At 47.2% G+C, this 23,746-nt stretch carries 26 protein-coding genes; 12 read left to right on the plus strand and 14 right to left on the minus strand.

What is annotated here, in order from left to right; all coding sequences use genetic code 11:
* Position 1: 1 nt before the first annotated feature.
* Entirely contained in the window at positions 2–403 is a 402-nt protein-coding gene (locus G7035_RS05445) for a GntR family transcriptional regulator (protein WP_019686050.1), read from the minus strand.
* A 41-nt stretch (positions 404–444) separates the two neighbouring features.
* On the minus strand, positions 445–1,164 hold the full coding sequence (locus G7035_RS05450; RefSeq protein ID WP_019686049.1) for a hypothetical protein: 720 nt from the start codon (positions 1,162–1,164) through the stop codon (positions 445–447).
* Between the two features lie 238 nt (positions 1,165–1,402).
* Between G7035_RS05450 and G7035_RS05455 the strand changes: the two genes are divergently transcribed.
* Positions 1,403–1,630 (plus strand): DUF1858 domain-containing protein, encoded by a 228-nt coding sequence (locus tag G7035_RS05455; protein WP_017428003.1) that lies wholly within the window; start codon positions 1,403–1,405, stop codon positions 1,628–1,630.
* 14 nt (positions 1,631–1,644) lie between these two features.
* Complete coding sequence (locus G7035_RS05460) at positions 1,645–2,910, plus strand: DUF438 domain-containing protein (protein WP_019686048.1); 1,266 nt, start codon at positions 1,645–1,647, stop codon at positions 2,908–2,910.
* Here the strand turns inward: G7035_RS05460 and G7035_RS05465 are convergent.
* The 3 genes from G7035_RS05465 to G7035_RS05475 form a co-directional block, all read right to left on the minus strand.
* The gene (locus tag G7035_RS05465) at positions 2,902–3,411 is read right to left on the minus strand and encodes a GNAT family N-acetyltransferase (RefSeq protein WP_019686047.1); all 510 of its coding nucleotides are present in this window, start codon (positions 3,409–3,411) and stop codon (positions 2,902–2,904) included. The two genes, G7035_RS05460 and G7035_RS05465, sit on opposite strands and share 9 nt — an antisense overlap.
* A 184-nt stretch (positions 3,412–3,595) precedes the next feature.
* Positions 3,596–4,378: a type I methionyl aminopeptidase gene (gene map / locus G7035_RS05470; protein WP_016819542.1), complete on the minus strand. Its 783-nt coding sequence runs from the start codon at positions 4,376–4,378 to the stop codon at positions 3,596–3,598.
* 105 nt (positions 4,379–4,483) lie between these two features.
* Complete coding sequence (locus tag G7035_RS05475) at positions 4,484–4,672, minus strand: hypothetical protein (protein WP_007428354.1); 189 nt, start codon at positions 4,670–4,672, stop codon at positions 4,484–4,486.
* Positions 4,673–5,035: 363 nt separating this feature from the next.
* On the opposite strand from G7035_RS05475, the gene G7035_RS05480 reads away from it, so the two are divergent.
* From G7035_RS05480 to G7035_RS05500, 5 genes are all read left to right on the plus strand, one after another.
* The gene (locus G7035_RS05480) at positions 5,036–6,073 is read left to right on the plus strand and encodes a serine hydrolase domain-containing protein (protein ID WP_019686046.1); all 1,038 of its coding nucleotides are present in this window, start codon (positions 5,036–5,038) and stop codon (positions 6,071–6,073) included.
* A 43-nt stretch (positions 6,074–6,116) separates the two neighbouring features.
* Positions 6,117–7,268, plus strand: coding sequence for an MGDG synthase family glycosyltransferase (locus G7035_RS05485; protein ID WP_016819540.1), 1,152 nt, complete (start codon positions 6,117–6,119; stop codon positions 7,266–7,268).
* 29 nt (positions 7,269–7,297) lie between these two features.
* Positions 7,298–7,579 (plus strand): hypothetical protein, encoded by a 282-nt coding sequence (locus G7035_RS05490; RefSeq protein WP_019686045.1) that lies wholly within the window; start codon positions 7,298–7,300, stop codon positions 7,577–7,579.
* Positions 7,580–8,022: 443 nt separating this feature from the next.
* Positions 8,023–8,706, plus strand: coding sequence for an MOSC domain-containing protein (locus G7035_RS05495; protein WP_019686044.1), 684 nt, complete (start codon positions 8,023–8,025; stop codon positions 8,704–8,706).
* 141 nt (positions 8,707–8,847) lie between these two features.
* Complete coding sequence (locus G7035_RS05500) at positions 8,848–9,186, plus strand: DUF4870 domain-containing protein (protein ID WP_019686043.1); 339 nt, start codon at positions 8,848–8,850, stop codon at positions 9,184–9,186.
* A gap of 56 nt (positions 9,187–9,242) precedes the next feature.
* Here G7035_RS05500 and G7035_RS05505 read toward each other — a convergent pair whose 3' ends face one another.
* Positions 9,243–10,199, minus strand: coding sequence for a sigma-70 family RNA polymerase sigma factor (locus tag G7035_RS05505; RefSeq protein ID WP_019686042.1), 957 nt, complete (start codon positions 10,197–10,199; stop codon positions 9,243–9,245).
* A 17-nt stretch (positions 10,200–10,216) separates the two neighbouring features.
* Positions 10,217–10,660, minus strand: a complete 444-nt coding sequence (locus G7035_RS05510; RefSeq protein ID WP_016819535.1) for a carboxymuconolactone decarboxylase family protein — start codon at positions 10,658–10,660, stop codon at positions 10,217–10,219.
* Positions 10,661–10,811: 151 nt separating this feature from the next.
* Here G7035_RS05510 and mscL point away from each other — a divergent pair, with 151 nt between their 5' ends.
* Entirely contained in the window at positions 10,812–11,306 is a 495-nt protein-coding gene (gene mscL / locus G7035_RS05515; RefSeq protein ID WP_013369231.1) for a large conductance mechanosensitive channel protein MscL, read from the plus strand.
* Positions 11,307–11,390: 84 nt separating this feature from the next.
* Here the strand turns inward: mscL and G7035_RS05520 are convergent, their stop codons facing one another.
* Both G7035_RS05520 and G7035_RS05525 read right to left on the minus strand, forming a co-directional pair.
* The gene (locus G7035_RS05520; protein WP_013369230.1) at positions 11,391–12,092 is read right to left on the minus strand and encodes a histidine phosphatase family protein; all 702 of its coding nucleotides are present in this window, start codon (positions 12,090–12,092) and stop codon (positions 11,391–11,393) included.
* A gap of 76 nt (positions 12,093–12,168) precedes the next feature.
* Positions 12,169–12,462 carry a hypothetical protein gene (locus tag G7035_RS05525; protein ID WP_016819532.1) on the minus strand — a complete coding sequence of 98 codons (294 nt, stop codon included), beginning with the start codon at positions 12,460–12,462 and terminating at the stop codon, positions 12,169–12,171.
* 173 nt (positions 12,463–12,635) lie between these two features.
* Between G7035_RS05525 and G7035_RS05530 the strand changes: the two genes are divergently transcribed.
* Complete coding sequence (locus G7035_RS05530; RefSeq protein WP_019686041.1) at positions 12,636–13,268, plus strand: NUDIX hydrolase; 633 nt, start codon at positions 12,636–12,638, stop codon at positions 13,266–13,268.
* Positions 13,269–13,276: 8 nt separating this feature from the next.
* Here G7035_RS05530 and G7035_RS05535 read toward each other — a convergent pair whose 3' ends face one another.
* Positions 13,277–14,065 (minus strand): TrmB family transcriptional regulator, encoded by a 789-nt coding sequence (locus G7035_RS05535; protein WP_029514808.1) that lies wholly within the window; start codon positions 14,063–14,065, stop codon positions 13,277–13,279.
* 65 nt (positions 14,066–14,130) lie between these two features.
* Positions 14,131–14,976 (minus strand): zinc ribbon domain-containing protein, encoded by an 846-nt coding sequence (locus G7035_RS05540; RefSeq protein ID WP_019686039.1) that lies wholly within the window; start codon positions 14,974–14,976, stop codon positions 14,131–14,133.
* Between the two features lie 312 nt (positions 14,977–15,288).
* Between G7035_RS05540 and G7035_RS05545 the strand changes: the two genes are divergently transcribed.
* Entirely contained in the window at positions 15,289–17,724 is a 2,436-nt protein-coding gene (locus tag G7035_RS05545) for a UvrD-helicase domain-containing protein (protein WP_019686038.1), read from the plus strand.
* A gap of 211 nt (positions 17,725–17,935) precedes the next feature.
* Positions 17,936–18,697 carry an SDR family oxidoreductase gene (locus G7035_RS05550; RefSeq protein ID WP_019686037.1) on the plus strand — a complete coding sequence of 254 codons (762 nt, stop codon included), beginning with the start codon at positions 17,936–17,938 and terminating at the stop codon, positions 18,695–18,697.
* A gap of 113 nt (positions 18,698–18,810) precedes the next feature.
* On the opposite strand, the gene G7035_RS05555 is transcribed toward G7035_RS05550, so the two are convergent.
* The 3 genes from G7035_RS05555 to G7035_RS05565 all read right to left on the minus strand — a co-directional run bounded on the left by G7035_RS05555 (position 18,811) and on the right by G7035_RS05565 (position 21,299).
* Positions 18,811–20,145, minus strand: a complete 1,335-nt coding sequence (locus G7035_RS05555) for an SMI1/KNR4 family protein (protein WP_019686036.1) — start codon at positions 20,143–20,145, stop codon at positions 18,811–18,813.
* A gap of 71 nt (positions 20,146–20,216) precedes the next feature.
* A complete protein-coding gene (locus G7035_RS05560) occupies positions 20,217–20,417 on the minus strand; it encodes a hypothetical protein (protein ID WP_230877408.1) in 201 nt (66 codons plus the stop codon).
* Positions 20,418–20,504: 87 nt separating this feature from the next.
* Positions 20,505–21,299, minus strand: coding sequence for a GNAT family N-acetyltransferase (locus G7035_RS05565; protein ID WP_019686035.1), 795 nt, complete (start codon positions 21,297–21,299; stop codon positions 20,505–20,507).
* Between the two features lie 444 nt (positions 21,300–21,743).
* On the opposite strand from G7035_RS05565, the gene G7035_RS05570 reads away from it, so the two are divergent.
* Positions 21,744–23,714, plus strand: a complete 1,971-nt coding sequence (locus G7035_RS05570; protein WP_019686034.1) for a glycosyl hydrolase — start codon at positions 21,744–21,746, stop codon at positions 23,712–23,714.
* The last annotated feature ends 32 nt before the right edge of the window (positions 23,715–23,746 follow it).

Raw genomic sequence — 23,746 nt, forward strand, 5'->3', positions numbered from 1 at the left:
GTCACTCCCTCACCTGGACTTCATACCTTCTTTTCACCATTTCTGCAAAAAGCTCCAATAACTCCCGCTCTTTCATCTGTACAGCGATGCCTGTGGCAATCGCCGTTTCCAATGCCTCAGTCACCGCTTTAAGACGGTAACCTGTGCGCATATCATCCTCGACCAGAGCGACGAAGGTGCCCGTTCCCTGCCGAGTACGAAGCAAGCCTTCGTTCTCCAAATCCTGATAGACTCGCCGGACGGTGATTACACTGCAACGAAGCGTCCCTGCGAACTCACGAATGGAGGGAAGCAGCGTTCCCGCTGCAATCTGTCCGGTTACAATGAGTGAACGAAGCTGCTTTTCAATCTGCGCATACAGCGGTTCCGCGCTATTCTCATCAATTTGCACTGGAATATTCACCTGCTTTCCCCCCCTTTTTAGTTATTTTTGTACACATACTACTAAGTTAAGTTCCGTTTCATGAGCTTACGCTGTGTCACCCGATAGGACACTGACATAGCCAGAACTCCTGCTAACAATGCTCCCCACATCACCGGGGACAACAGCAACCATTCCTTACTATAAGAAGCCGTTATCGATACCAGGTTGGCCCCACATACTCGAGCTATAATCGTAACCATCCCGCACATTAGCATGATCACAATAGATAGCCAGAAGTACTCTTTTCCTCTTTTCAAAAATTCCAAGTGAATATAAATGGCTTGAATGAGCATTCCGTAGCCTATCCAGGTCAGAGCAAACGATACATAGAATCCTGTGCTGGCATATATCCGAAGCGTACCTGACAATGTAAACAAAAGAGCAAAAAATATCACACTATTCGCAACAAACGCCAACACCGCCTGTTGAATTCGACTCATAATTACTGCTTTCATCGGTATAGGCAAGGTGCGGAAAAAGGCTAGCATGTGCGTATAAGAATCTTCCTGTAAATATTTGAACGCTCGACGGTTATAAATGAACCCTAAAAACGGAATCAACGTCAGCATGATGAAATCAGCTACTGGACTCAAGGCTGCATGCTCACCCCATTGCACACTTACCGCAAAACTCATGGTAAATCCCAAATACGCAATAAACAGCAACGTCCATAGTCCTGCATATGGATTCTTGCGAAAATCCTGACGGGTAATCATCCATGCCTGCTTCATGATTGTCATTTTCTTATCCTGATCCCTTCTGCACTGCTTGTGTAATAACAAATTCGTTCGCTCTTCATTTCAAAGGTGTTACCACAGTATTCAGTGTTATTACTGTATATATCTTTATACACAGTATATAAACCAAGATTTACCGTTGTCAACTACCTGAACAATATTGTGCGTACAATCACAATAGCTCGTTTGGACCTATGCTACTCTGTAAATGAAAAACGTTCTCAATTGAGGGGATGAACAAATGGATAAAATACTGCATTGGGATGAGTCCATATTTAACCTTGTTAATCGTTATCCTGAAGTGAAGGACATTATGGTAGAACTGGGTTTTCACGATATTGCCAAGCCCGGCATGCTCCAAACCGCAGGACGTTTTATGACACTGTCCAAGGGAATTGCGTTGAAGAAAATAAGTATGGAAACTGTGCAGCAGACATTTATGCAACATGGTTTTACCATTCAAAAATAAAGGGGTTAACGATCATGAGCGAGCTAATTAACAACCGTGAACATACAGCACAGGAATTAACGGAGCGTCAGCGAACATTGAAGGAAATTATTAAAGAACTACATGCCGGGAAAAGCGTGGAGGAAGTTAAAGCGCGTTTTGCAGAGGCTGTTGGTGGGGTAAGCGTGGCGGAAATTTCAGCGATGGAGCATGCCTTGATGACCGAAGAGGGAATTCCGGTGTCGGAAGTCCAACGTCTCTGTTCCGTTCATACATCGATATTCAAGGGCTCTATTGAGGATATTCATCGTCCTTCGGGACCGGAGGAACAACCAGGACATCCTGTTCACACCTTCAAGCTGGAAAATCGTGAGATCGAACGTCTGGTCAACTTTAAGCTGGCCCTCCATGCAGAGCAGTTTCAAAAGGACGACAGCCCCAAGGTTATTTACAAGCTGCTTGAAGATTTAAGTCTGCTGATGGATGTCGACAAACACTATAGCCGCAAAGAAAATCTAGTATTTCCTTATCTAGAACGCTATGGAATCTTTGGTCCAACCAAAGTGATGTGGGGGGTGGACGACGGCATTCGCGCCGCAATCAAGGATGCGAAGAAGCTGCTTACCGAATATAACGGAGATCGTGATCAGATTGGGAAGGCGCTTGCTCATATCATGAGTGAAGTGAATGAAATGATATTCAAGGAAGAGAATATTTTGCTGCCGATGGCACTCAGTAAGCTGACCGAGGATGAATGGCTGAAAATAGCCCGGGAAAGCGAGGAAATCGGGTTCTGCCTGACCGCTCCTGAGCGTGAATGGATACCTGAACGGGCAGAGGAACCTGTAGAAGCCCTTGAGCAAACGGAAGACACTTCCACTTCTGGTACTCCGCAAGGGTTCATACGATTCGAGACAGGGATTGTATCCGTACAACAATTGGAGCTACTGTTGAATCACCTGCCTGTGGATCTGACCTTTATCGATGAAAATGATGTTGTTCGCTATTTCTCTCACGGTAAAGAACGTATCTTTGCCCGCACAAAGGCCGTCATTGGTCGTACCGTGCAAAATTGCCATCCGCCGCAAAGCGTGCATGTCGTTGAAAAACTGCTGGAAGATTTTAAGGCCGGACGCAAGGATGTTGAAGATTTTTGGATTCCAATCAAGGACAAATTTGTCTACATCCGTTATTTTGCCGTTCGTGATTCCGAAGGACGCTATTTGGGAACACTGGAATTCACGCAAAATATCGCGCCTATTCGCGCCTTGGAAGGACAAAAGCGTATTCTATCAGAATAGCAGCCAGCCATAAGCCACCATGTTCAGGTTTTTGCCGCCCATATTAATAATATGCTGTTCGACTACAGGCTTGGCCCCTAGCTTTTCGTAAAAAGTACACGCTGGATTATCTGCCAGCACCCACACCATGACAGAGTGAATATCCATACTATTAAAGTGTTGAAGCAACCGCAGAAATAGTCTCTTGCCGAGCCCTAAACTATGGTATTCACTCAAAACATAAAGAGCCGTTATCTCTCCCCCGTACGGGGGATATTCCCCTGACTTTTCTGGACCTCCACTCACAAATCCGATCATTTCCCCCTTCTCATTTTCAGCCACATATGCGAGATGACCGTCTTCAGTAGATAGATTCGCATTCCATAATTCTGTTCTTTGTTCATAGGAGAGCCGTTCCAGAACCTCGGCAGGCATGATATCTTTGTATGTCGTTCTCCAGCATTCTACGTGCACCTTGGCGATGTCTTCGGCATCTGATATCATCGCTTCCCTAATCATCATGTGGGTTCCACTCCTAGTTTCCAATATTATGCCTCCTATTATACCGACGATCCGAATCGCGATCTATGATCTATAACAAGTAGCTCATTGTTTGGTGAAGCGGATATGCCATCCTAAAAAAACTTACCAAGAGAGTCTTATGCACACAACCCGCACATTGGACTCCCTATGGCACAATACTCTTTTATGAGGTCAAAATATAAGGACCGTTCTTTGTAATCGCAATGGTGTGCTCATATTGAGCGCCCCAACTGCCGTCTGCTGTGCTGATGGTCCAACCATCATCTCCCCAGAGCACCGCGCCTTCGGGTCCGAGGGTAAATACCGGCTCAATGGTAATCACCATCCCTTCGCGCAGCGGCAATCCCGTTCTAGCACGGCCGTAGTGGAGAACGTCCGGCGGTTCATGTATTTGGCGGCCGATCCCATGCCCGATCAGAGATTTGACGTTACCGTACCGTCGCCAGCCTGCCGCTTTTTCGACCGCATGCCCAATATCCCCTAATGTCCGGCCGGGGCGGGCAACCTCGATGCCGCGCATCAGCGCCTTATGGGTCTGCCGCAACAGCCTTGCTACCGGACGACTGATGTCACCCACTGCGTAGGTCCATCCCCGGTCAGCTAGCCATCCGTCCTTGTTAACCACCATGTCGATGGTTACAATATCCCCATCATGAAGCACCCGCTCCGAGGGAAAGCCGTGACATACCACCTCATTGACCGAAGCGCAGGTCGCATAAGGGAACCCCTTGTAGCCCTTTTGTTCAGGCGTAGCTCCACGCTTGCATAGAAATTGCTCCACCCAAGCATCGATTTCAAGCGTTGTGATTCCCGGAAGAATACGACTTTCCAGCGCACGATGGCAATCTGCCAAAATACGTCCGGCCTCCCTGATGTAGCCGATTTCCTCCGGTGTTCGTATCGCTATTTCTATTGGAATCCGCCTCCTTTGAGCATACAAATTCACTAAACCTATCCCATTGTATGCAGGACGGACACAAAAAAACCGTCTCCTCTAGGGAAAGACGGTTTATAAAAGTCGTGTTTCTAGTTGTTCGGGTAAGCGAACCCTTTAAGATACTGAAGAATTGATGCGGCCGAGTTCGTTTTCCACCACCATGGTCAACTCTTCCTCATACCCTCCTGTTATCCGGTATTTTCGCACATATTCCTTTACAAATTTTTTGGGATCCTTAGGCCGGAAAATTCGAGTCATTTCCCGCAGACTTTCCTTAACTTCATTGTGACCTTTCGTTGCCATGTAACTCCCTCCCAAAACGTTGAAAATAAGTGCTCCGTTGAAGAGAATGCCGAAAAGTATTGATGTCCTTATGCAGTGAAGTAGTATGTCTAGTGCAGCTTAGGTCGGGAATGCCTTACGTGAGGCATGTACCTGACACTATTATTAACCGATTTTCTATTGGCTGAATCACTACCCCATTATACCATATTCAGATACAGCTTTCAGCTTTCCAGTAAATTTACATTGATTTTACCTATCTTTTACGCTTCATAGCATTTGGAGTTCTCAATTAGCTGCTGCATAGAGGTATACCTTATTTATCGGCTTTTGGAGCGTATGTGTTTGGGGTAAAATAAATAAACATAAAAAGGGGGGAAAGGGATGAGCCGTTATGCTCCACTGTTCACTGCACCTGTTGCCCGTCTGTCTGCACTGAACCTCGGAACTTGTGAAGAGGAAGGCATCGATGCCTCCCTACTTGATCAGGCAGATCATGAAATCCGAGCTAAATTTCCGAAAATGCACAGCTTTCTCCTGCTTCGCCACGGCAAGCTGATCTGGGAGCGCTATTACAACGGTCATGAAGCAAGCGCTCTGAACGATTTGCGTTCCGCGACCAAAAGCTTCACTTCCACGCTCGTCGGCATGGCTATGGCACGTGGGGATATGCCTGGACCAGATACGTCTGTGCATAAGCTGTTGCCTGAGTACTTGCCCCGGCGGAAGGAAACACTGCTAGAACGGATTACGATTCGTCATCTGTTAACCATGACATCCGGCTTGTATTGGCAGACGGGCAAAAAGCTCGGTGAAGCCTTTATCCACCGTTTTCATCGCAGCAAGAGCTGGCCGTCCTTTGCCCTCCGCTTACCTGTACAGGAGGATCAAATCGGGGTATTCCAATATCGCAGTGTTGATTCGCATCTGTTGTCCGTGCTGCTGACCCGTTGCTGTGGCATGGACGGATATACGTACGCGCTCCAGCATTTATTCGAACCATTAGGCTTCGGGAGAAGTGGTTGGGCACAAGATCCAGAGGGCTACACCATGGGCCACATCGGACTATATTTGACGTCGCGAGACATGGCTAAATTCGGCGATTGCTGCCTTCATCAAGGCATCTGGAATGGAAGAGAATTGATTCCAGCCGATTGGCTGCATCAGGCGACGCAGCGACAGATTGAAGGCTATCCAGAATTCGGAGATTACGGATTCCAATGGTGGACTGGACGACTCCACGGCATTGACTATGCGTGTGCACACGGACATGGAGGACAGCAAATATATCTGATACCGGAAGCGAATGCAGTCGTGGTATTTACAGCAGACAGCAAGGTGAGCCGTTGGAAAAACCCACGAACACTGCTAGAGCGTTTCGTCTTGCCAGCCGTATCCTCCCTCAACTTGGAACGTTCCTAAAATGAGCTACATGTGCTTATTGAATATAGGGGGCTAAACAATCATGAAAGTCTCAGCACCGAAAATTCTAATTTTATACGCCAGCTACGGGGAAGGCCATGTGCAGGCCGCTCGGGCAATCATGGATAGTCTGCGAAGACTCGGACATTGCGAGGTACAACTACTCGACCTGATGGCTGAATCTCATCCATGGTTGAATGGGCTGACCAAATTTGTATATATGCAAAGTTTCAAAACCATTCCACAACTTTACGGCTGGGTCTATAACATCACGCGCGGTATGCAGGCTAAATCAGCCTTTGGCCATGTGTTGCATTCATTCGGAATGCGTCAACTTGCTCTCACACTGAAAAAGGAGTTGCCGGACCTCGTGATCCATACGTTCCCGCAGCTCGCTCTCCCAGCGTTACGCCGCAAAATGGGAATGAATTTGCCTATTGTCAACGTGGTTACAGACTTTGACCTGCATGGGCGCTGGCTACATCCCGATATTGACCGCTACTATGTAGCTACTGAGGATCTGCAGCAGGAGGCCGCACAGCGGGGAATACCTATCGAACGTATTGCCGCGACTGGAATTCCGATTCACGCTTCTTTTTATAACCTATCTGTCAACGAACCCCCTGATCAGCAACAGGTAATCCCACCGTTACAGGCTGAGACGACCACGCTGCTCATTATGGCAGGTGCGTATGGTGTGTTATCCGGCATACTGGATATCTGTCATCATTTAAGCCAGCTGCCGCAGCTTCGACTGCTGATCGTCTGCGGACGCAATCAGCAGCTGAAAGCAGAATTGGATGCGCTGTATGCAGACCACCCCGACATCTACACCTACGGATTTGTGGACTACGTTCCAGCACTTATGCGAGCAAGCAGTCTGGTGATTACAAAGCCCGGCGGTATCACACTCTCGGAAAGCATCGCATCGGGTTTGCCTATCCTGGTGTTCAAACCCGTACCCGGTCAGGAACTAAATAATGCTCTGTATCTGCAGCAAAAAGGAGCTGCCCGCATTGCTCGCACAACGGAGGAACTGATTCAACATTGTCTGGATCTGATCTCCACTCCCTCTCTTGCTAAGGAAATGAAGCAGGCGATTGAGTTACTTCGCAAACCTCATCCCGCAGACCAGATTGCCGAGGATATTTTACAGCAGCTTGTGGATAAAAGAACCTCCGTCCGGACAAATTAACGAAGAATAACCAGACGGAGGGGATACCAATGGAACACAAAGGAAAGGATTTACTCCCACTAACGGGTGAAAAGGTAGAAGTGGATGGTATTTATGTGGATGAGGATGGACATGAGCAGCATTTGCACAGAGGCCAGCACTTTCCCGCTGATGTTGTTTTGGGTACTTCTGAGTGGAAAATGACCGAATATGCCTTTGATAACCATCACGAAGGACGTACCGATGAACGACTTATCCCCAAAGAGGATGACAAGAATAAAATGGGTAAAATCACACACCCGCGCCGTCATTTAAAAACTGGTGACCGATAATTACGGAAGTATATCCACAGTTACTAATAATATGTTGATAGTTTGTGGACAAACTGTGCGCAAACTATGAATTATTGTAATATTGTCTACAGTTTGTGCACAAGTTGTGTATAAACCACGTTGTTTTTGTGGATAAACACTATTATTCGGTGGATAAAGTGCGTACAACATGGGCAAAACATGTGTATAACCGTTTAAAAGGCTGAACGAATCTTTTTCGTTCAGCCTTTTTCGTATTTTTATACACATTCTCTAATTCGCAAATAGCACATGGAGAAGTGTAAAATGGAAATGGGGACAAACAGAGTCACAAGAGGAATTACCGAAATGAAAAAAGCGGAGTAAGCATGGACGTGATGAAAGCGGAACAGGAATGCAGGAACGCGAATATAGAAGCATCTAGCGAAACTCGTTGACCAAAATTTGGAGTAGAGGTGATCCGAATGGCATCTATTAAAATCCTTTCTCTTAATGTCGGCATGCCCAAGCAGATCCGGTTTAATCAGAAGGACGTTTCTACGGGGATATTCAAGTCGGCCACAGATGAATATCTGTATTTATCTTATCTAAACTTCGAAGGGGATGGGCAGGGCGATCTAGTTCATCACGGAGGGCACGAGAAAGCTGTATGCGTCTATCCCTACGAGCACTACCCCTTCTGGGAAAATGAATTGCGGAGGCCGCTCGATTACGGCGCATTCGGTGAAAATTTAACGATAAAGGGTTTGCTAGAATCCGACGTTTGCATTGGAGACGTCTTTAAGCTTGGCAAAGCTATCGTTCAAGTTAGCCAGCCGAGACAGCCTTGCTACAAGTTGTCCCTCAAGTACGGCGTACCCGACATGCCCCTGAAGGTACAGCAAACAGGCTACACGGGATTCTACTTCCGCGTTCTGGAAGAGGGAGTTGTCTCTAAAGCCGACGGACTATCCCTCCTTCATCGCCATCCGAAAGCAATTACGGTTTCATTTGCCAATCGAATTATGCATCAAGAGAAGGATCATATCGAGGGTATTAAACAAATTCTCGAAGTGGAAGAATTGTCCGTAAACTGGAGAAATACGTTTCTAAAACGTTTGGCGGGAACAGAAACGGATTCTCGGGAAAGACTATCAGGCAATTCGTAAGGAAGTAGTTCAATGAGTTAGTATGTTTTGTGTAGAGTGAACTTTTTTACCGAGATCGGGCATATCCTTCAATCCTGTCCTCATAGCTTGTATAGTACGGAGACTTAGCTTGAATCATTTATAAAGGAGGATATGCCTGACATGTCAGTCTATAAGTCTTCCACAGGACTGGATGAAAATATAGCAGCTGTCCTGTGCTATTTGTTCGCATTTATTGGAGCGCTGGCCTTTGTCATGCTGGAAAAGAAAAGCCGATTCGTATTATTTCACGCACTGCAATCCATACTTCTTTTTGTAGCCCTCATGATCGGGCATGTGCTAGTCGGATTCATTCCGCTACTCGGTCCTTTGCTCGCTTCCCTGCTAACGCTGGCAAGCCTTGCCATGTGGATTATCTTGTTAATTCGTGCGGGACAAGGAAAGTGGCTCAAGCTTCCCTGGATAGGCGATCTAGCTCTTCATCAAGCCCGGCAGTTATAAAACAGAAAAAAACCTTGATCCTAAACAAGGATTCAAGGTTTTTCCGTTTGGGCAGCTCATTCTTTTACGCTTACTTCTTCTGTCCTTATATGAATGTGTCTCAGCTTATCTGGATTAACCATTAAATAAAAATTCTGAATATGCTCCCCGTTCGGTGCCAGTCTGAGACACAAGGTTTCTCTCACTTCACCGTCTTTCAGAAATGCCAGCTGAACCTCACCATTGATGACCGTGTGGACCACATCTCTTTCTCGTAAAACGGTTAATACCCGACGAGAGGTCAACAGGGCGAGAACGCCTTTGCGTACAACCATCGGTCTCATCACCGTATGCACATTACCTCCACCATCTGACACGAATACAGGTTGTTCAGCCAGTAGTTCCAGCATAGCAGTCACATCGTAGGCGAGAAAAGCAGTTGTAAAACGTTCCAGCAGTTTTACCCGGGAAGAGTTATTTATATTAGGACTGATTGGAGCTTCAGGAGCAGATTCTCCGGAAGATAGAATACGGCGGGAGCGACTGAACAACTGACGACAGTTGCTCTCGGACTTGCCCAGTAATTCCGCAATATCTTTATAATCATATTGAAAAGCTTCTCTCAGCACAAAAACAGCCCGCTCTATCGGCTTTAGTTGCTCCAGCAGAACCAGAAATGCGTAAGATATCATATCTTTGCGTTCTAACCAATCGGCAGGAAGATCCGCGCTCTCACCCAGCGGCTCCGGCAGCCACTGTCCTACATACGTCTCTCTTTGCTTGCGCGCAGAATTCAGCAGATTCAAGCACCGATTCATCGTCATTTTGGCTACATAGGCTTTGGGGTTCTGTATGTCATTCAGGGGCTTATGCTCCAGCTCGACAAAGCAGTCTTGAACAACATCCTCGGCATCCGTCACCGTTCCAAGCATGCGATAAGCAATGGCAAAAGAATATTTGCGATATTTCTGATACAGCTCCTCCAGACTTACATCCACCGATTCTTGTTCAATTCCGTATTCTTTGCCAGACAAAACATAGCCCCCATTCATTAAAGACTGCCTGGATACATTCCGGTCGCTATGGCAATCCGGTTCCAGCTGTTGATCACATTAATTGCGGTAATCAAATCTACGTACTCTTCCTCTGTAAAATGTTCTCTGACCCGATTATACAAGTCTGTAGGTACCCCTTGCTCTGAGATATGAGTGACCGCTTCGGCTAATTCAAGCATAGCACGTTCTTTTTCTGTGAACAAAGGAACCTCCCGCCATAAAGCAAGCTGCAAAATGTGGTCAGCATAATCCCCTAGTTTTAGCAAATCCTTTGCATGCATATCAAGACAATAGGAACAGCCATTGATTTGGGATACTCTAATTTTCAGCAGTTCGTACAATACTTTGTCTGTAAAACGACCGGAAATATATTTTTCCATCTCCATCATTGCCTTGAATGTACTAGGACTCACTGCTCTGTGGTTAAATCTTAAACTCACGATACATCGCCTCCATTATTGGTTTACATACAGAAGACAAATGAACATGTGATTTTGTGACAAAGTGCAATACATCAATTTGGAATTGCCCTCAATTGACATAGCATGTATTATAGATAAATGATTTTATGCAAAGAAGGTGTGCACTCACATGAGTGGAAAAGGTTTTATTAAAGAATTTAAAGAATTCGCTGTACGGGGTAACGTGATTGACCTCGCAGTCGGTGTTATCATTGGTGGAGCGTTTGGCAAGATTGTTACTTCTGTGGTAAACGATATTATTATGCCTCCGATTGGTAAACTTCTGGGCGGTATGAATTTTCCAGACTTATATGTAGCTTTACAAGCTGCCGACCCTCTAAATGCTGACGGTACACGCAAGACTTTGGCACAAGCCAAGGAAGCAGGGATTGCGGTCCTTGCCTATGGTCAGTTTATTAATGTCCTGCTAGATTTCCTCATCGTGGCCTTCTGTGTGTTCATGCTGGTCAAAGGGATTAACATGCTGAAGCGCAAAGAGGAAGAAAAACCTCCTCAGGAAAAAACAATTAAGGAATGTCCACATTGCCTGTCCGAAATCCCTATAGCTGCTACCCGCTGTGCACATTGCACTTCCAAGCTAGAGGGATTCGTTGAAGCACGCTGACTCGAACTACATTCCTATGAATACAACAAACGGCTTAAGACGGTGCATCGTCTTAAGCCGTTTTTAGCATGGCTCTAAAAATCATTAATTGAAGTTGGTGATAATACCCCGAGGTCTGACTGGCAAACCTTCTGCGTACAGATGGGAGACATCACCGAAGCCAATGCAACGGGGAACTGCCCATTCCTTGGAGCGTTCATCAAACAAGATGGTGGTTACGGAGCTAGGCGGCATCCAAAAACCGGACCAGACCAAAGCCAACGGTAGTTCCAACAGATGTGCAAGCCAGGTTAGCCCGAAGCCGCCATGACAAAATACGGCTACCCTGTCTTCCGTGTGCTTCAGAATTCGGTACCTGCCCTCGACCCGCTCAAAGCCTTGCCGCTTCAAAAATTCATCAGAATGAACTTTCAGTCGCTCGAAGGTTTCAGGACTTTGTGTCCCCTGATAATAGGAAATGTCCTTCCAAGAATCATGAGTCGGCAGAGGCGACCCGGAACGAATCACTTCACCAGGCAAATCCCAATGGGAAAGACGACCGTATGGAGTATCCTCCAGCTTTAGAGCCAGCTCCTGCGTCCAGTCCTCCACTTCATAAGTCATACCGAGAGAGTCGGCGGTGTACCGCATCGTATCCAAGGCCCGTCCCAAAGGAGAGACGTAAATACGGTCCAATCCGTGACTGGACAGTCGTTTGGCCAGTGCCTTGGCTTCCAAATGTCCCTCCGGCGTGATGGTGTTGTTAGGGTAATCAGGGTCTGCATGTCGGATAATATACAATCTCATCATTGGTTCTCCGTTCCTAAGAATGGCGACAGGATCGCTTGATCTCATTCCATTGGTTTGCTCTCCTGATCTTTAATTAATGTTTATTGAGCAAATTTTCCAAAATCGCGCGCAAATCTCTGTCTTCTTGGTAAACTTCCTCACCCGTATCCAGCTCAATAACCCGGATATATGTATAGTTCGCTCTGGCATCGACTGGTTTAAAAATCAATTCCTCCGGGTTGTCTGGACGCACATCATAGCCCATATTTTTGAACATATCTGTTATTTGGTCAATCCCCGGCTTGCCTCCGCTTTCCAGCATAATCAGCCCGCGCAGTTCTTTGGGCTCCTCTGGATGCATCACTCGGAAATGTACAATACATTCCATGTAAAATCGCTCCTTTCAATCATAAACCTATGTTATGGCGCAAATCTCCATGTTCCCAGCATACCCCAAAAGCTACTCCACATTCCACATCGACCATCATATCGTCAGGATGGAAAACACGTTATACTGTAAAGTAAGACTTTGATTTTCTGCTGATTATAGGAGGAACCACGATGACTAGCGAGCTTCTGGATATCTATGACGATGAAGACAACCCCCTTGGCACAGCCTCTCGACAGGAAGCACATGCCAAGGGATACTGGCACCATACCTTTCACTGCTGGCTGGCACGAGACACTTCGACAGGCCGCCGCTTGCTATTCCAACAGCGTCAGGATACAAAGGACACCTTCCCCGGATGCTACGATATTACAGCAGCTGGGCATTTGACTTCAGGCGAAGATATGTCCCAGGCAGCTCGCGAGCTGGAGGAAGAACTGGGCATTCATGTTCCCTTTACCTACTTAACACCGCTGATGACCGTTCGGTATGAAAGTAAAGGCACCGCACAGGGCACCTCTTTTTGGGATCGGGAGGTCAGCTCGGTGTTTGGACTGCTGTCCAACCAGCCCCTGGAAGCCTATTGTCTCCAGCAGGAAGAAGTAGCTGGACTGTACGAAGCAGACCTTGAGCAAGCACTGGCCCTGTTTGAAGGCCATATTCCATTTATCGAAGCCCAAGGTATTACGTCGGGGCCGAACCCGGAAAAAACTCGCCGCCTGATTACACCGGATCAATTTGTGCCTCATCAAGCGGGCTATATTACATCTGTATGCCGGGCTCTGATGGAACTTCCCTCCCAGTAGTCCTTAACCTATTCTCCGGCTGACATATATTTGCCGACAATGCCTTCATACCGCCAGCCATATCGGGTCGACAGCTCGCTGCCCATATCATGCTCCAGTTCATACAAAATAAGATCCTGAGCAAAATGATCAAGCAGCAAACCTGTCATCACCGGATGCTCGGTAATAAGCGCCTGTGTCGGGCAATTCTCTCCCCGCATTCCCAGCATGCACCAACGCCGGTCAATAACAAAGGAAAACTTGCGCCCTGACGGTTCCTGGCCGTTTGTACCAGATGCACGCGGTAGCCACGGCCCCAACATGCTATCTCCGTTGTCGCAGGACCATAGGAGTCGCACACCCCGACTCTCGGCTTTTTTCAACTCTTCCCGCAGCAGTTCGGCTTCCTCACGCCACAAATCCAGCACAATCTCATGCTTAGCCCGTTCCAGCTCGCGTGTCAGGCTTTCCAGCACCTTCCGGTCACCTTCCACATTATAAAAGGTCGGCTTGGCTGGTTCTGTTCGTGGCATCTCCTTCTCCACCGCCAGCAGGGATTCCCGCATCTGCCCTTCAATCATCCGGGTCAGCTCACCCGGCGGCAGCATGCTGTAGCGTACAGGTTCTCCTGCACTCGCTCTGAGATATCCCTGTCCGGCCAAACGCTGCAAAGCTGCGTACACGTTGGAGCGCGATGCCCCCAAACGCTTAGCAACTTCATAGCCGGAAGCCGCATTTTGTCTCGAAAGCTCGACCATCACCTTGGCTTCCATCTCCGTAAAACCCAGATTCCGCAGATGTTGCAGCAAACGCTCCATATGTTCTGTTCCCCCTATGCTGCCTGGCGTTATGTCTGTGTCCTGCGGCAGCCTGTTCGGCTGCGTCAAATCTGTTCAGCTCCACAGCGCGGGCACCATTTGGAGCCTTTGGGTAATTCCGCTGTGCAGATTTGACATTTTACATTTTCGCGTATTTGCGTTGACGGTGTTGCCGGCTTCTCTGCTCCCGAATTGTTAGCCTTCCAATATCGAATGCGCTCGTCCAGCTCCTCCTGACGCTCCCGTTCACGTTCCAGTTCTTCAAGACGATGGTGTTCTTTCTCCAGTTCTTCCTGACGACGGCGCTCCCACTCTTCATCGAATGCCGCTTTTTCTTCCGGAGTAAAATCAGACACCGTGTAATTGCGGTCTGATTCCGTTGGATCGTGCGTTTCATACCGCTCATCCTGTTCATGCCGATCGATTACTTCATCTTCTGCATACTCCATGTAGGCAGGCACAGCATCCTTCGCTGCCTCAGGCTTGCGCAGATCAAAAGAATAAGCGTCTGTTGGCACCTCTTCCCGCACAGCCGCTACTTGCTTGGAGGCAGCCTGCCCTCCATTTAACTTGCGTCCGCATTTGGGACAAAAGTTCGCATCCAGCGGCACAACTGCACCACAGGTACATAAATGGGCGTTTTTCAATTCTGCAATTCTACTGCGCAGCTCATCAATTTCATCCTGAAGCTCATCACAAGCAGTAGACAACTGTGTCATCTCGGTTTCAGCCACTGACATATCGGATGCCCGGTAGCCTTCGTAAAAGATTTGACCCATTCGTAAGAAATGAACATCCATTTCCTGCTGAATCGTTGTAATTTGCGAATTAATCTTACTAATCTCGACAGCATGCTGCGCCTTTTCTGTTGCGCGATTAGCGCCTTCCTTTATACGTTGAATCAGCTTCATCGTCATTTCCTCCCCATATCCAGCCGGATTTCACTGTACCGTCCGTATATCCCAAAGTTTTTTTCTGTTGGCAAGCCTCGAACTCCTGTATAATGGAATGCGGTCATATCGCCTGTTTGAGGCTATAGGCATTGGCGTCAACCTATTAACGTTCTGACGCTCCTGCTCTAGATCCGCATGAATTCAGCATCATTTTTAGTCCATTCGCCTTGTTCTTATCATCAACTAAAGCTGACTAGAACTCTATCATACCAAAAACTACCCCCATTTGTGAAAATGGAAGATTTTAAGAACGAAAGGGGTTTCAGGATCATGAACCCAAATCCTGCATTTTACCCCCGACCTATCGGGGTTCCTTATTCAACGACGAGCCCTCAGGCACGTCGAGCTTCTATGGATACCAGTATAACGCTGGTACCCGACACCGACCAAGACGCGGCTTATTTTCGTGCTATAGAGAACGTGGGCATTCATCTGAACCGCCCGCAGATTCAGGCTGTACGCCATGGTAAAGGCCCCCTTCTAACCCTGGCAGGGGCTGGCTGCGGTAAAACTACGGTGCTGGCTGCCCGTGCAGGCTACCTCATGGCGATGCGGGATGTCCCTGCATCGTCCATCCTGCTGGTGACCTTCACCAGCAAAGCAGCTGCCGAAATGAAGCTGCGCATCGCGGGACTACCCGGTGTGCGACCTGCCGCTGCACGCGCAGTACAGGCGCGTACCTTCCACTCATTCGCTTTGGCGATGCTGCGACATCGCGGTGTGCAAGATGAAGTGTTCGGTGAAACACAGGCCCAGCATACCGTTATGAAAATGATGCTGCGCCAGCTTGGACTGAGTGAGGCTTTCCAGCCGGAAAGCCTGCTGTCCGCCCTCTCCGCCTGGAAAGCGGAAGGCCGTAGCGCAGATGAGCTGCCGGAAACCATACGCGAGGAAGCGGATGCCAAACGTGCCATGCTCGCCTATGAAGCGTGGAAACAGGAACGGAGCAAAATGGATTTTGACGATATTCTGCTGCGTGCCTCCGTTCTCCTGCGTGATCCGGATGTGCTTCAGCCGCTTCAACGACGTTTTTCCTATATCATGGTCGATGAATTTCAGGATACGAATGCCCTGCAATACGAAATGGTGCAACGATTGGCTGCGAGGCATCGCAATCTGATGGTCGTCGGAGATGATGACCAGACGATCTATACCTTTAATGGAGCCCGCCAGGAATCCATTCTGGAGTTTGATAAGGTCTATAAAGATGCAAAGGTCATTACTCTTGATATTAATTATCGCAGTGATGCACGCATTTTGGGGCTGGGCTCCAACATCGTCGCCAAAAATGTTCATCGACGCTCCAAACGTCTTGCGGCTGCCGGACGTGAGGGCTTGCCGCCACAGTTTGCCACCCCATCTGGGCCTGAGGAAGAGGCGGGACATATTGTTACTCATCTGCTCGGGCAGGTAGAAGAAGGTCGTCTTCGCTATCGGGATATCGCTATTTTACATCGGACAGCCAGCGGAAGCCGATCTATTTTTGAGCAATTAATTATGCGGGATGTCCCATTTATTCAGTACGGAGCAGGAGCCGTATTTTACGATCAGTCTCTGATTCGTCCCTTAATGGATCACTTGCGCTTGTCGCTGAATCCCCGCCGAATGGAATCCATTCCAAGTACCCTTGGACCGCTGTATGTCTCCCGTGAGGCTGGGATGGAATGGATTATGCGCGAAGAGAAACAGCAGGCTAAAAAATACCCGCTAATCCACCTCAGCCGCTGGGATCGACTACGTGATTTTCAGCGTGAACAGGTGAAAGAACGCATTCGGTTGATTCGCAGTCTCACTACCATGAAGCCTGCCTATGCCATTCAAGAAATGCGGCGCGTCTTTTATGACAAGTATTTGGAAAGCGGAGATACGGGCGCGTGGACACATTATAAGGAAACGATGCAAGAAAGTCTGGAGGAGCTTGAAACGGCAGCCAAGCGCTTTGACACAGTAGAGGCATTCGTCAACTTTGCGGACGAGCTTTCAGAGCGCCACCGCCAGATGGAATCTCTGCGCAGAGAGGAAGACAGCGATGCTGTTCGGCTCATGACGATCCACCGTGCCAAGGGACTGGAGTTCCCTTGCGTATATTGGATCGGAGCAAGTGAAGGCATCCTTCCGCATAGCTCGGCTCTACACAGCGAGCTGCCAGAGGATCGTCGGGCAGGCGCCGCCCCCGCAACGGCTGTGGATAACGATGCTGCGCTGGAGGAAGAGCGCCGCCTCGCTTACGTGGCCGTCACCCGGGCGAAGGAGCTGTTGTACATCACCTCCCCCGCCTCCAATCACGGCAAGCCTGCCGCCGTGTCTCGCTTCTTGCTGGAAGCCTATGGGGTCACTCCCCCTGAGGCTTCCAAGCCGGACACGCGTCGCAGCAGCTTTGGCCAACCAAAGGGTACTTCGGGTTATGGCAGCCGTGCCAGTGGTGGTTCGCCAGCGTCTGGCACGGCAACCCGCGTGAGCAGCAGACCGGGGTCAACCCCAGCCGCCACTACAGCACGGACGGCCTCGGCGGCGGCTAGGTCACAGACAGAGCCACGCGTCGATGTGCCTGTGTGGAAATGCACGGACGCCGCCTGCAAGGCGTGGATGCGGCGCGACACAGTAGGTGGACGCCGCACAACTACGGCTAGTGCAGGCACGCCACCGGTGTGTCCGCTTTGCTCCTCCCCGATGACGGAGGGAACGCGCAACATCCCGGCCAGATAAGTGCGAGGCGTGTATAGCCGGATGGAACTGTTCTTTGCGAAAATAAGTTTTGGACAGACTAAATAAAATAAATAACGGCAGACTAGGATGTGAGAATAAAATCCTAGTCTGCCGTTTTTTTATATATAATTTTATCTAAGTTAAAGTTACAGTTTAGGCACAGCGCATTCAGGAAACAAGAACGAAAACTAATGAAAGGGGAGAACATATAATGAAACTTTCAGGAAATACAATACTAATTACCGGTGGAAGTACTGGAATAGGCTTAGCCTTTGCAGAACGATTTTTAAAAGCTGGAAATAAAGTCATTGTTTCTGGACGGCGTGAACATGTACTTCAAAAAGCGAAAGAGAAATTGCCTAGCCTTATTACTCATGTAAGTGATTTGAATATGGAATCCGAGCGTATAGCTTTATCGGATTGGGTAACAGCCAACTATCCAGAAGTAAATGTGTTAGTTAACAACGCCGGTATCCAACAACGCTTTAACGTTCTAAAAACGGATGCAAAAAGCAATTGGGATTATTTCAGTAAAGAAATCACCACTAACATTGAAGCACCCTTCCATCTATCCATGTTGTTCGCTCCCTATTTTGCAACAAAAGAAGAGGCGACTATCATTAACGTCACTTCTGGGTTAGCTTTTACGCCGTTTGTGATTGCTCCGATTTATTCAGCAACGAAAGCGGCACTTCATTCCTTTACAATCAGCCTAAGACACCAGCTTTCTGATACGTCTGTAGAGGTAATTGAGGTTGTCCCGCCAGCAGTAAATACAGATTTAGGTGGAGCAGGGTTGCATACGCATGGAGAGCCGTTAGATGCCTTCGCAGATGGAATTTTCAAAGGATTAGAAGAGGGGAAAATAGAAATCGGATATGGTACTTCTGTGGCTCGCTTACGAATGTCACGAGATGAAGTCGACGAACACGTAGAAAATATGTATAAGGCAACGATAAATTCAATAAAATAGCTCGCTTATGGGGCTGTCCTTTTGCGGGATTGCCCTTTTTTCAATTCGCTTTTTATTGATTTACCTTGTAGATTGACTAGCACGTTATCATCGTCATTTCCAAATCTCATTTCTCACGATTCGCCCTTGTCAAAATAATCATCTGGCAAATGCAGTTCTTGCAAACAACCGATAAATTTTTCTTTGAAATTCGGATTCCTTTTATATTCAGGCCATACCGCCTTATAGTAAGGCAGCAACTTCTCATGTGGAATAACGCCCCAATATAAAATTGAGTTTTTCAGAACATGCGGGTCGTCGCCCACCAACATCTGTTCAATGATCTGCCAGCTTCCCAGCTTGTTTTCGCAACTGCGTGCGGCATAGATGGCAGTGGTTTGCATTTTCGGATCGGCGTCACACAAGAAAGGCGCAAAGTTCTGGAGCGTAATCGCACCGTAATCCTCCAGGATATATCCTGCATAACGCAACGTTTCCGGGTCGTGAATCCTATCAAGACTGTGCAAAATCACTGGAATAAATTCCTTTAAATTTACTGTTTTACTGGAAGCGTGCAGAATCATTAAAGCTTGCAGAAAATCCTCATGTTCATCTGATTGCAATAGCTCCAGAAGATATTTTCTTCCCGTGTCAAAAGAAGTTTTGCAGATTAGCCGAACAGCTGTGGCTCGATTTTTTGGGCTTTGCTCCGCAATTTTTTTCAAAAAAATAAGAGTTGGCTGAGAAACTGCTTTAAATTTGAATATTCCATCAAGCGCTTTTGCTTGGATTTCTTCGTTTGGAGCGCTCTGATAAATCTGGATCAGTGCATTCTCATCACCCGGCATTCGACTGCCGAACCACCCAATATCATAATCCAGAATAATTTCATCCAGCCAGCGTTCGTACCAGTCCAGAAAGCTGTCTTCATAGACAAAGAAAAAGGGATGATCGGGATGAAAATCGGAGGTGTACACAATTCTCCCCCTGTATTTCCCTTCAAGTACGATATACATGTCGTATTCGCAGCCTTGGGTGCCTATGCACAACATGCCGCCCAGCACCTTATTACGGGCGTCATCGTATTCCTCGTCGGGGATGTCCTCATCCTTGGTCAGGGGCTCAATCAGATGGTTCCATTCCTCTTTGGTCATCTCGGGGTGCAGAACGGATTTTGCAAGGAGTGCCTGGTGCTCGGTATAGGAAGTTGTCTTTTCAATCGGATAAATTCCATAATAGGGTCCGGCGCCTCCGTTGCCGACGTTCGTTAAAAACTGGGCGTAAGGCTCAGGAAGTGTGACCTGATTATGGGCTTGCCAGTCCGCCAGCGCTTTTGCTGTAAGCTTCTCATTAACCTTATATTGATGTGAGGATGCTCCAAACACCAAGAAATCCTTGTCCTTGCTCATAGCCTGATTCAGTTTGTTTTGTATTCGATCCAGTTGCGTTTCTTTCTTCCTAAACCACATATTTTGTACCCTCCTGTTGACTATATGATATGTACCTTTAAGTAAGTTTTATATAATCCAGTGGATACTGTTTAATTAAAGTATGAAAAGTGATCGCGCATAAAATGAGTTAACGCATCCTTCAAATTTTGACGCCGTTTCAGATATTGGAACAAGATGGCCGAGGTGAGTACGATTTCAGAATCCTCGATACTAATAATCCAAGATGGTAGTTCCTCAGGATTATAACTAAATTCGCTAACGATGCCGTATGCTATACCTAGTTTATCCATTCTCTTGTGTAAAATTTGACGGATCTCGCCAGCCAGTTGATGAACATTAATATCATTCTGTTCCAGGGCCTTCTCCCTCCTCGTTCGTCAATCAATAGATAGTTTAAAATCAACAATCGTTTGCTCAGCCGTAACCTCATATCCTAATCCTTTGTAAAGTTGTACAGCAGCCTGGTTCTCCTCCATTACTCCCAGATAGACATCTGATGATAGTGTTCTACCCAGTTTTGTAAGTTGGCTCGTCAAGTGCTTTGCTAGTCCTTTCCACCTGTGAGCAGGGCTTGTATATATGTTTCCGATCTCCACGAGCTTAGAATCATAAAAGTGGAAGCCGCCTGCGGCAATAAAATGGCCACATTCCTTGATCCCAAGGAAAGGATATTGTTCAAGTTCGCTGCTCGTAAAAAATTTCATGCCCCCATTTCGCAATAAATCCACTATATCTGAAATGTCATTTTCCTTAACTAGCTCAGCCACGTTTGAATCGAGCAGTTTCGATTGATCCCTATGCTTCATTGTTAAGAAACGTTGTGGGTTACCCGTTATGAGCCCATGAGACTGAAAAAGTTGTAGGTCACAATCACACAGGATTGTACCACAAACGGTATTTTTCTTAAGTTGAATGAGTTCCTCTGTAAAAGCAATAAGAGCTGAAAAGTTAAGTTTCTCTCGGTTTATGCAGTGGAAAGAAAACGCAGGGAAGGAGAGCCCACAAAAGTATGCTAAGACCCCTGTCAGCTTGTCATCTACATATTGACCAACAAATTTAGCCTGCTCCTTACGTTGAGTTAAATAGCTATAGAATAACAAGTGTTGATCCCTATGAATCTGGTCCGTTAATTGATAAATAGTTTCGTAGGTAAGCAGTCGATGAGAAATCATGTATTAGTCCCTTTCATTTCCATGTGGGTAATCTTCTTATTGGCATGATACCACAAATTGAAACTATCCTTCCCGCTTACCCCATATAGCCTTAATAATCTTGTGTTATACATCTCAAAGAATATATGAAGATTGCTTGTCACCGGAGTATAAAAATCCATAATTTAAGGATGATTTTCTCCGAAATTCATTGTATGGTTCCTGCCTCGCCTCTAATTTATGATGAAATTAAAGAGAGGTGAGGTGCCAAAAAATGAATACCAAATATTGAAAACGTATACAAATGAAGAAAAAATGCTTACAAGTGCAAGCTGGTCCTTAATCACCTGTCATCGATTACTTCAAAGCGTACTTCATATGTACACAATAATGAAAGCGTTTTCTGTAATGCATGTTGCAGGTCAATTGAGGCGGTATCATCTACTAATTCAAGGAGTGAGTCATATGCCAGATCATTGGAAACAAAGGTTTTTCGGTATTCTCAGTTTTGTTCTCTTATCCTTTTTGTTGGTATCTCTTGATTTAATTCCAAGCTTAGCTAAAGCAGAATCAGCTCACTTGGTCACCGATGTTGAAGGGCGAACGTTGATGAATGCAAGTCAAGATTCATCCACTAATGACAATTCCTCTTCTATCGTCGTCAGCTCCAAAGATGCAATTCTTCAAGGTTACGGTGTAGAAAAACGGGATACACCTTATACCGGCGATACGCTTTATAAAGGCGATGGCTATGTATCCTTCTTTTATGACTACGACCCGAATTCCGGCAAGTCCGACGGGACGGCCACGTTTAAAGTGAACGTGCCTACAGCAGGTCTTTATAGACTGAGCCTCGGCTACTACATTCCGGCGGGCACTGGCTCCAAGGATACCAGCATCGAGGTCAATGGCACAATGTCTGAGAACATAACGCTGGCTGCTCCTCCGAAAGGTGCGGCAGTGAACGAGAAAATATTAACCAAGATCATGCTGAATGCCGGCACAAACGAGCTTACTTTTGAAAGAGGCTGGGGATATTATGGGATCGAATACGTGAAGGTGGAATTCGCCAATCTGCCTGCCCCAATTAGCAAAATTGAAGCCGAAGACGGAGTCATTACTGGCGAGGTCAGCATAGAAGCTGCTGATACAGGCTATTCTGGTAGCGGTTATGCGGCCTTTAAAAGCACAGGGTCACTAAGCCTTGCCTATAACGCAACTTCAAGCGGGCTTTACAATCTTGCAATCGGTTACAGTAACCCCAATGGAGACAAAAAGACCCAATTGGTGGTCAATGGCCAGACAAGCGAAATATCACTGCCGACAACAGCAAGCTACACAGAGGTATCCGGCGGTAAACTGATGCTGAATTCGGGAAACAATATCTTACAGTTCAATGTCGACTCGGACCAATATCATATCGACTACGTCAAGCTATCAGCAGTGTCCCCCCCGAAACTGCATCAAATTGAGAAAAAGCCAGTAAACCCGAATGCGACTGCGGAAACCAAGGCACTCATGGGTTATCTCGTGGATAGTTACGGCAGCCACATTCTTTCCGGTCAGCACACTTTGGAGGATGCACAGTGGATTAAAGACCAAACTGGTAAGTATCCTGCCATGTTATCAATGGACATGATGGATTATTCCCCCTCTCGCATCGAGCATGGCGCCACCTCAACTGAGGTGGAAAAGGCAATTCAATGGGCCCAAGAAGGTGGACTTGTCACATTCGCATGGCACTGGAATGCTCCTAAGGGACTGTATGATATTCCCGGTAAAGAATGGTGGCGCGGGTTTTACACGGACGCTACTACATTCGACGTTCAATATGCACTTAGTCATCCCGAGTCGGAAGAGTATCAGCTTGTCCTAAGAGATATCGATGCCATTGCTGCTCAGTTGAAACGCCTCCAAGACGCTCACGTTCCGGTGCTGTGGAGACCGCTGCACGAGGCGGAGGGCAAATGGTTCTGGTGGGGCGCCCAAGGTCCAGACTCCGCCAAGCAGCTGTACCGTATCATGTACGACCGCCTAACACACTACCATCACCTGAACAACCTGATCTGGGTATGGAACTCCGAGAGTCCCGACTGGTATCCAGGGGACGATGTCGTCGATATTGTAAGTGTGGATATCTACAACCAGGCGGCTAATTATAGCCCAAGTATTGGCAAGTACGACAGTTTGGTAAATCTCGTGCAGGGTAAGAAGCTGGTTGGTCTGTCTGAAAACGGCCCGATTAGCGATCCCGAATTGCTTCAAACATATTCAGCGCATTGGCTCTTTTTCACTACGTGGACGGGCGACTTCATCCGCAATGGACAATATAACTCCCTGGATCATCTCATAAAAGTGTTCAACAGCGATTACGTGATCACGAGGGATGAGCTTCCTCAAGACCTGCTTACTTTATCCAAAAATAAAGCGGAGTAAGGCGCTTTTATGAGAATTACCGTATCCGTAAC

Origin of the sequence: Paenibacillus polymyxa (genome assembly GCF_015710975.1) — a bacterium.
Taxonomy (GTDB): Bacteria; Bacillota; Bacilli; order Paenibacillales; family Paenibacillaceae; genus Paenibacillus; species Paenibacillus polymyxa.

What these genes read in the sequence shown, in the direction of transcription:
- G7035_RS05450 (WP_019686049.1), bottom strand. Translation starts at nt 1,164, where the DNA reads ATGACAATCATGAAGCAGGCATGGATGATTACCCGTCAGGATTTTCGC.
- G7035_RS05570 (WP_019686034.1), top strand. Translation starts at nt 21,744, where the DNA reads ATGCCAGATCATTGGAAACAAAGGTTTTTCGGTATTCTCAGTTTTGTT.
- G7035_RS05500 (WP_019686043.1), top strand. Translation starts at nt 8,848, where the DNA reads ATGTCAGTCTATAAGTCTTCCACAGGACTGGATGAAAATATAGCAGCT.
- G7035_RS05475 (WP_007428354.1), bottom strand. Translation starts at nt 4,672, where the DNA reads ATGGCAACGAAAGGTCACAATGAAGTTAAGGAAAGTCTGCGGGAAATG.
- G7035_RS05525 (WP_016819532.1), bottom strand. Translation starts at nt 12,462, where the DNA reads ATGGAATGTATTGTACATTTCCGAGTGATGCATCCAGAGGAGCCCAAA.
- G7035_RS05545 (WP_019686038.1), top strand. Translation starts at nt 15,289, where the DNA reads ATGAACCCAAATCCTGCATTTTACCCCCGACCTATCGGGGTTCCTTAT.
- G7035_RS05495 (WP_019686044.1), top strand. Translation starts at nt 8,023, where the DNA reads ATGGCATCTATTAAAATCCTTTCTCTTAATGTCGGCATGCCCAAGCAG.
- G7035_RS05455 (WP_017428003.1), top strand. Translation starts at nt 1,403, where the DNA reads ATGGATAAAATACTGCATTGGGATGAGTCCATATTTAACCTTGTTAAT.
- G7035_RS05555 (WP_019686036.1), bottom strand. Translation starts at nt 20,145, where the DNA reads ATGTGGTTTAGGAAGAAAGAAACGCAACTGGATCGAATACAAAACAAA.
- G7035_RS05565 (WP_019686035.1), bottom strand. Translation starts at nt 21,299, where the DNA reads ATGATTTCTCATCGACTGCTTACCTACGAAACTATTTATCAATTAACG.
- mscL (WP_013369231.1), top strand. Translation starts at nt 10,812, where the DNA reads ATGAGTGGAAAAGGTTTTATTAAAGAATTTAAAGAATTCGCTGTACGG.
- G7035_RS05465 (WP_019686047.1), bottom strand. Translation starts at nt 3,411, where the DNA reads ATGATGATTAGGGAAGCGATGATATCAGATGCCGAAGACATCGCCAAG.
- G7035_RS05485 (WP_016819540.1), top strand. Translation starts at nt 6,117, where the DNA reads ATGAAAGTCTCAGCACCGAAAATTCTAATTTTATACGCCAGCTACGGG.
- G7035_RS05530 (WP_019686041.1), top strand. Translation starts at nt 12,636, where the DNA reads ATGACTAGCGAGCTTCTGGATATCTATGACGATGAAGACAACCCCCTT.
- G7035_RS05535 (WP_029514808.1), bottom strand. Translation starts at nt 14,065, where the DNA reads ATGGAGCGTTTGCTGCAACATCTGCGGAATCTGGGTTTTACGGAGATG.
- G7035_RS05560 (WP_230877408.1), bottom strand. Translation starts at nt 20,417, where the DNA reads ATGGATAAACTAGGTATAGCATACGGCATCGTTAGCGAATTTAGTTAT.
- G7035_RS05540 (WP_019686039.1), bottom strand. Translation starts at nt 14,976, where the DNA reads ATGAAGCTGATTCAACGTATAAAGGAAGGCGCTAATCGCGCAACAGAA.
- G7035_RS05480 (WP_019686046.1), top strand. Translation starts at nt 5,036, where the DNA reads ATGAGCCGTTATGCTCCACTGTTCACTGCACCTGTTGCCCGTCTGTCT.
- G7035_RS05550 (WP_019686037.1), top strand. Translation starts at nt 17,936, where the DNA reads ATGAAACTTTCAGGAAATACAATACTAATTACCGGTGGAAGTACTGGA.
- G7035_RS05520 (WP_013369230.1), bottom strand. Translation starts at nt 12,092, where the DNA reads ATGAGATTGTATATTATCCGACATGCAGACCCTGATTACCCTAACAAC.
- G7035_RS05460 (WP_019686048.1), top strand. Translation starts at nt 1,645, where the DNA reads ATGAGCGAGCTAATTAACAACCGTGAACATACAGCACAGGAATTAACG.
- G7035_RS05490 (WP_019686045.1), top strand. Translation starts at nt 7,298, where the DNA reads ATGGAACACAAAGGAAAGGATTTACTCCCACTAACGGGTGAAAAGGTA.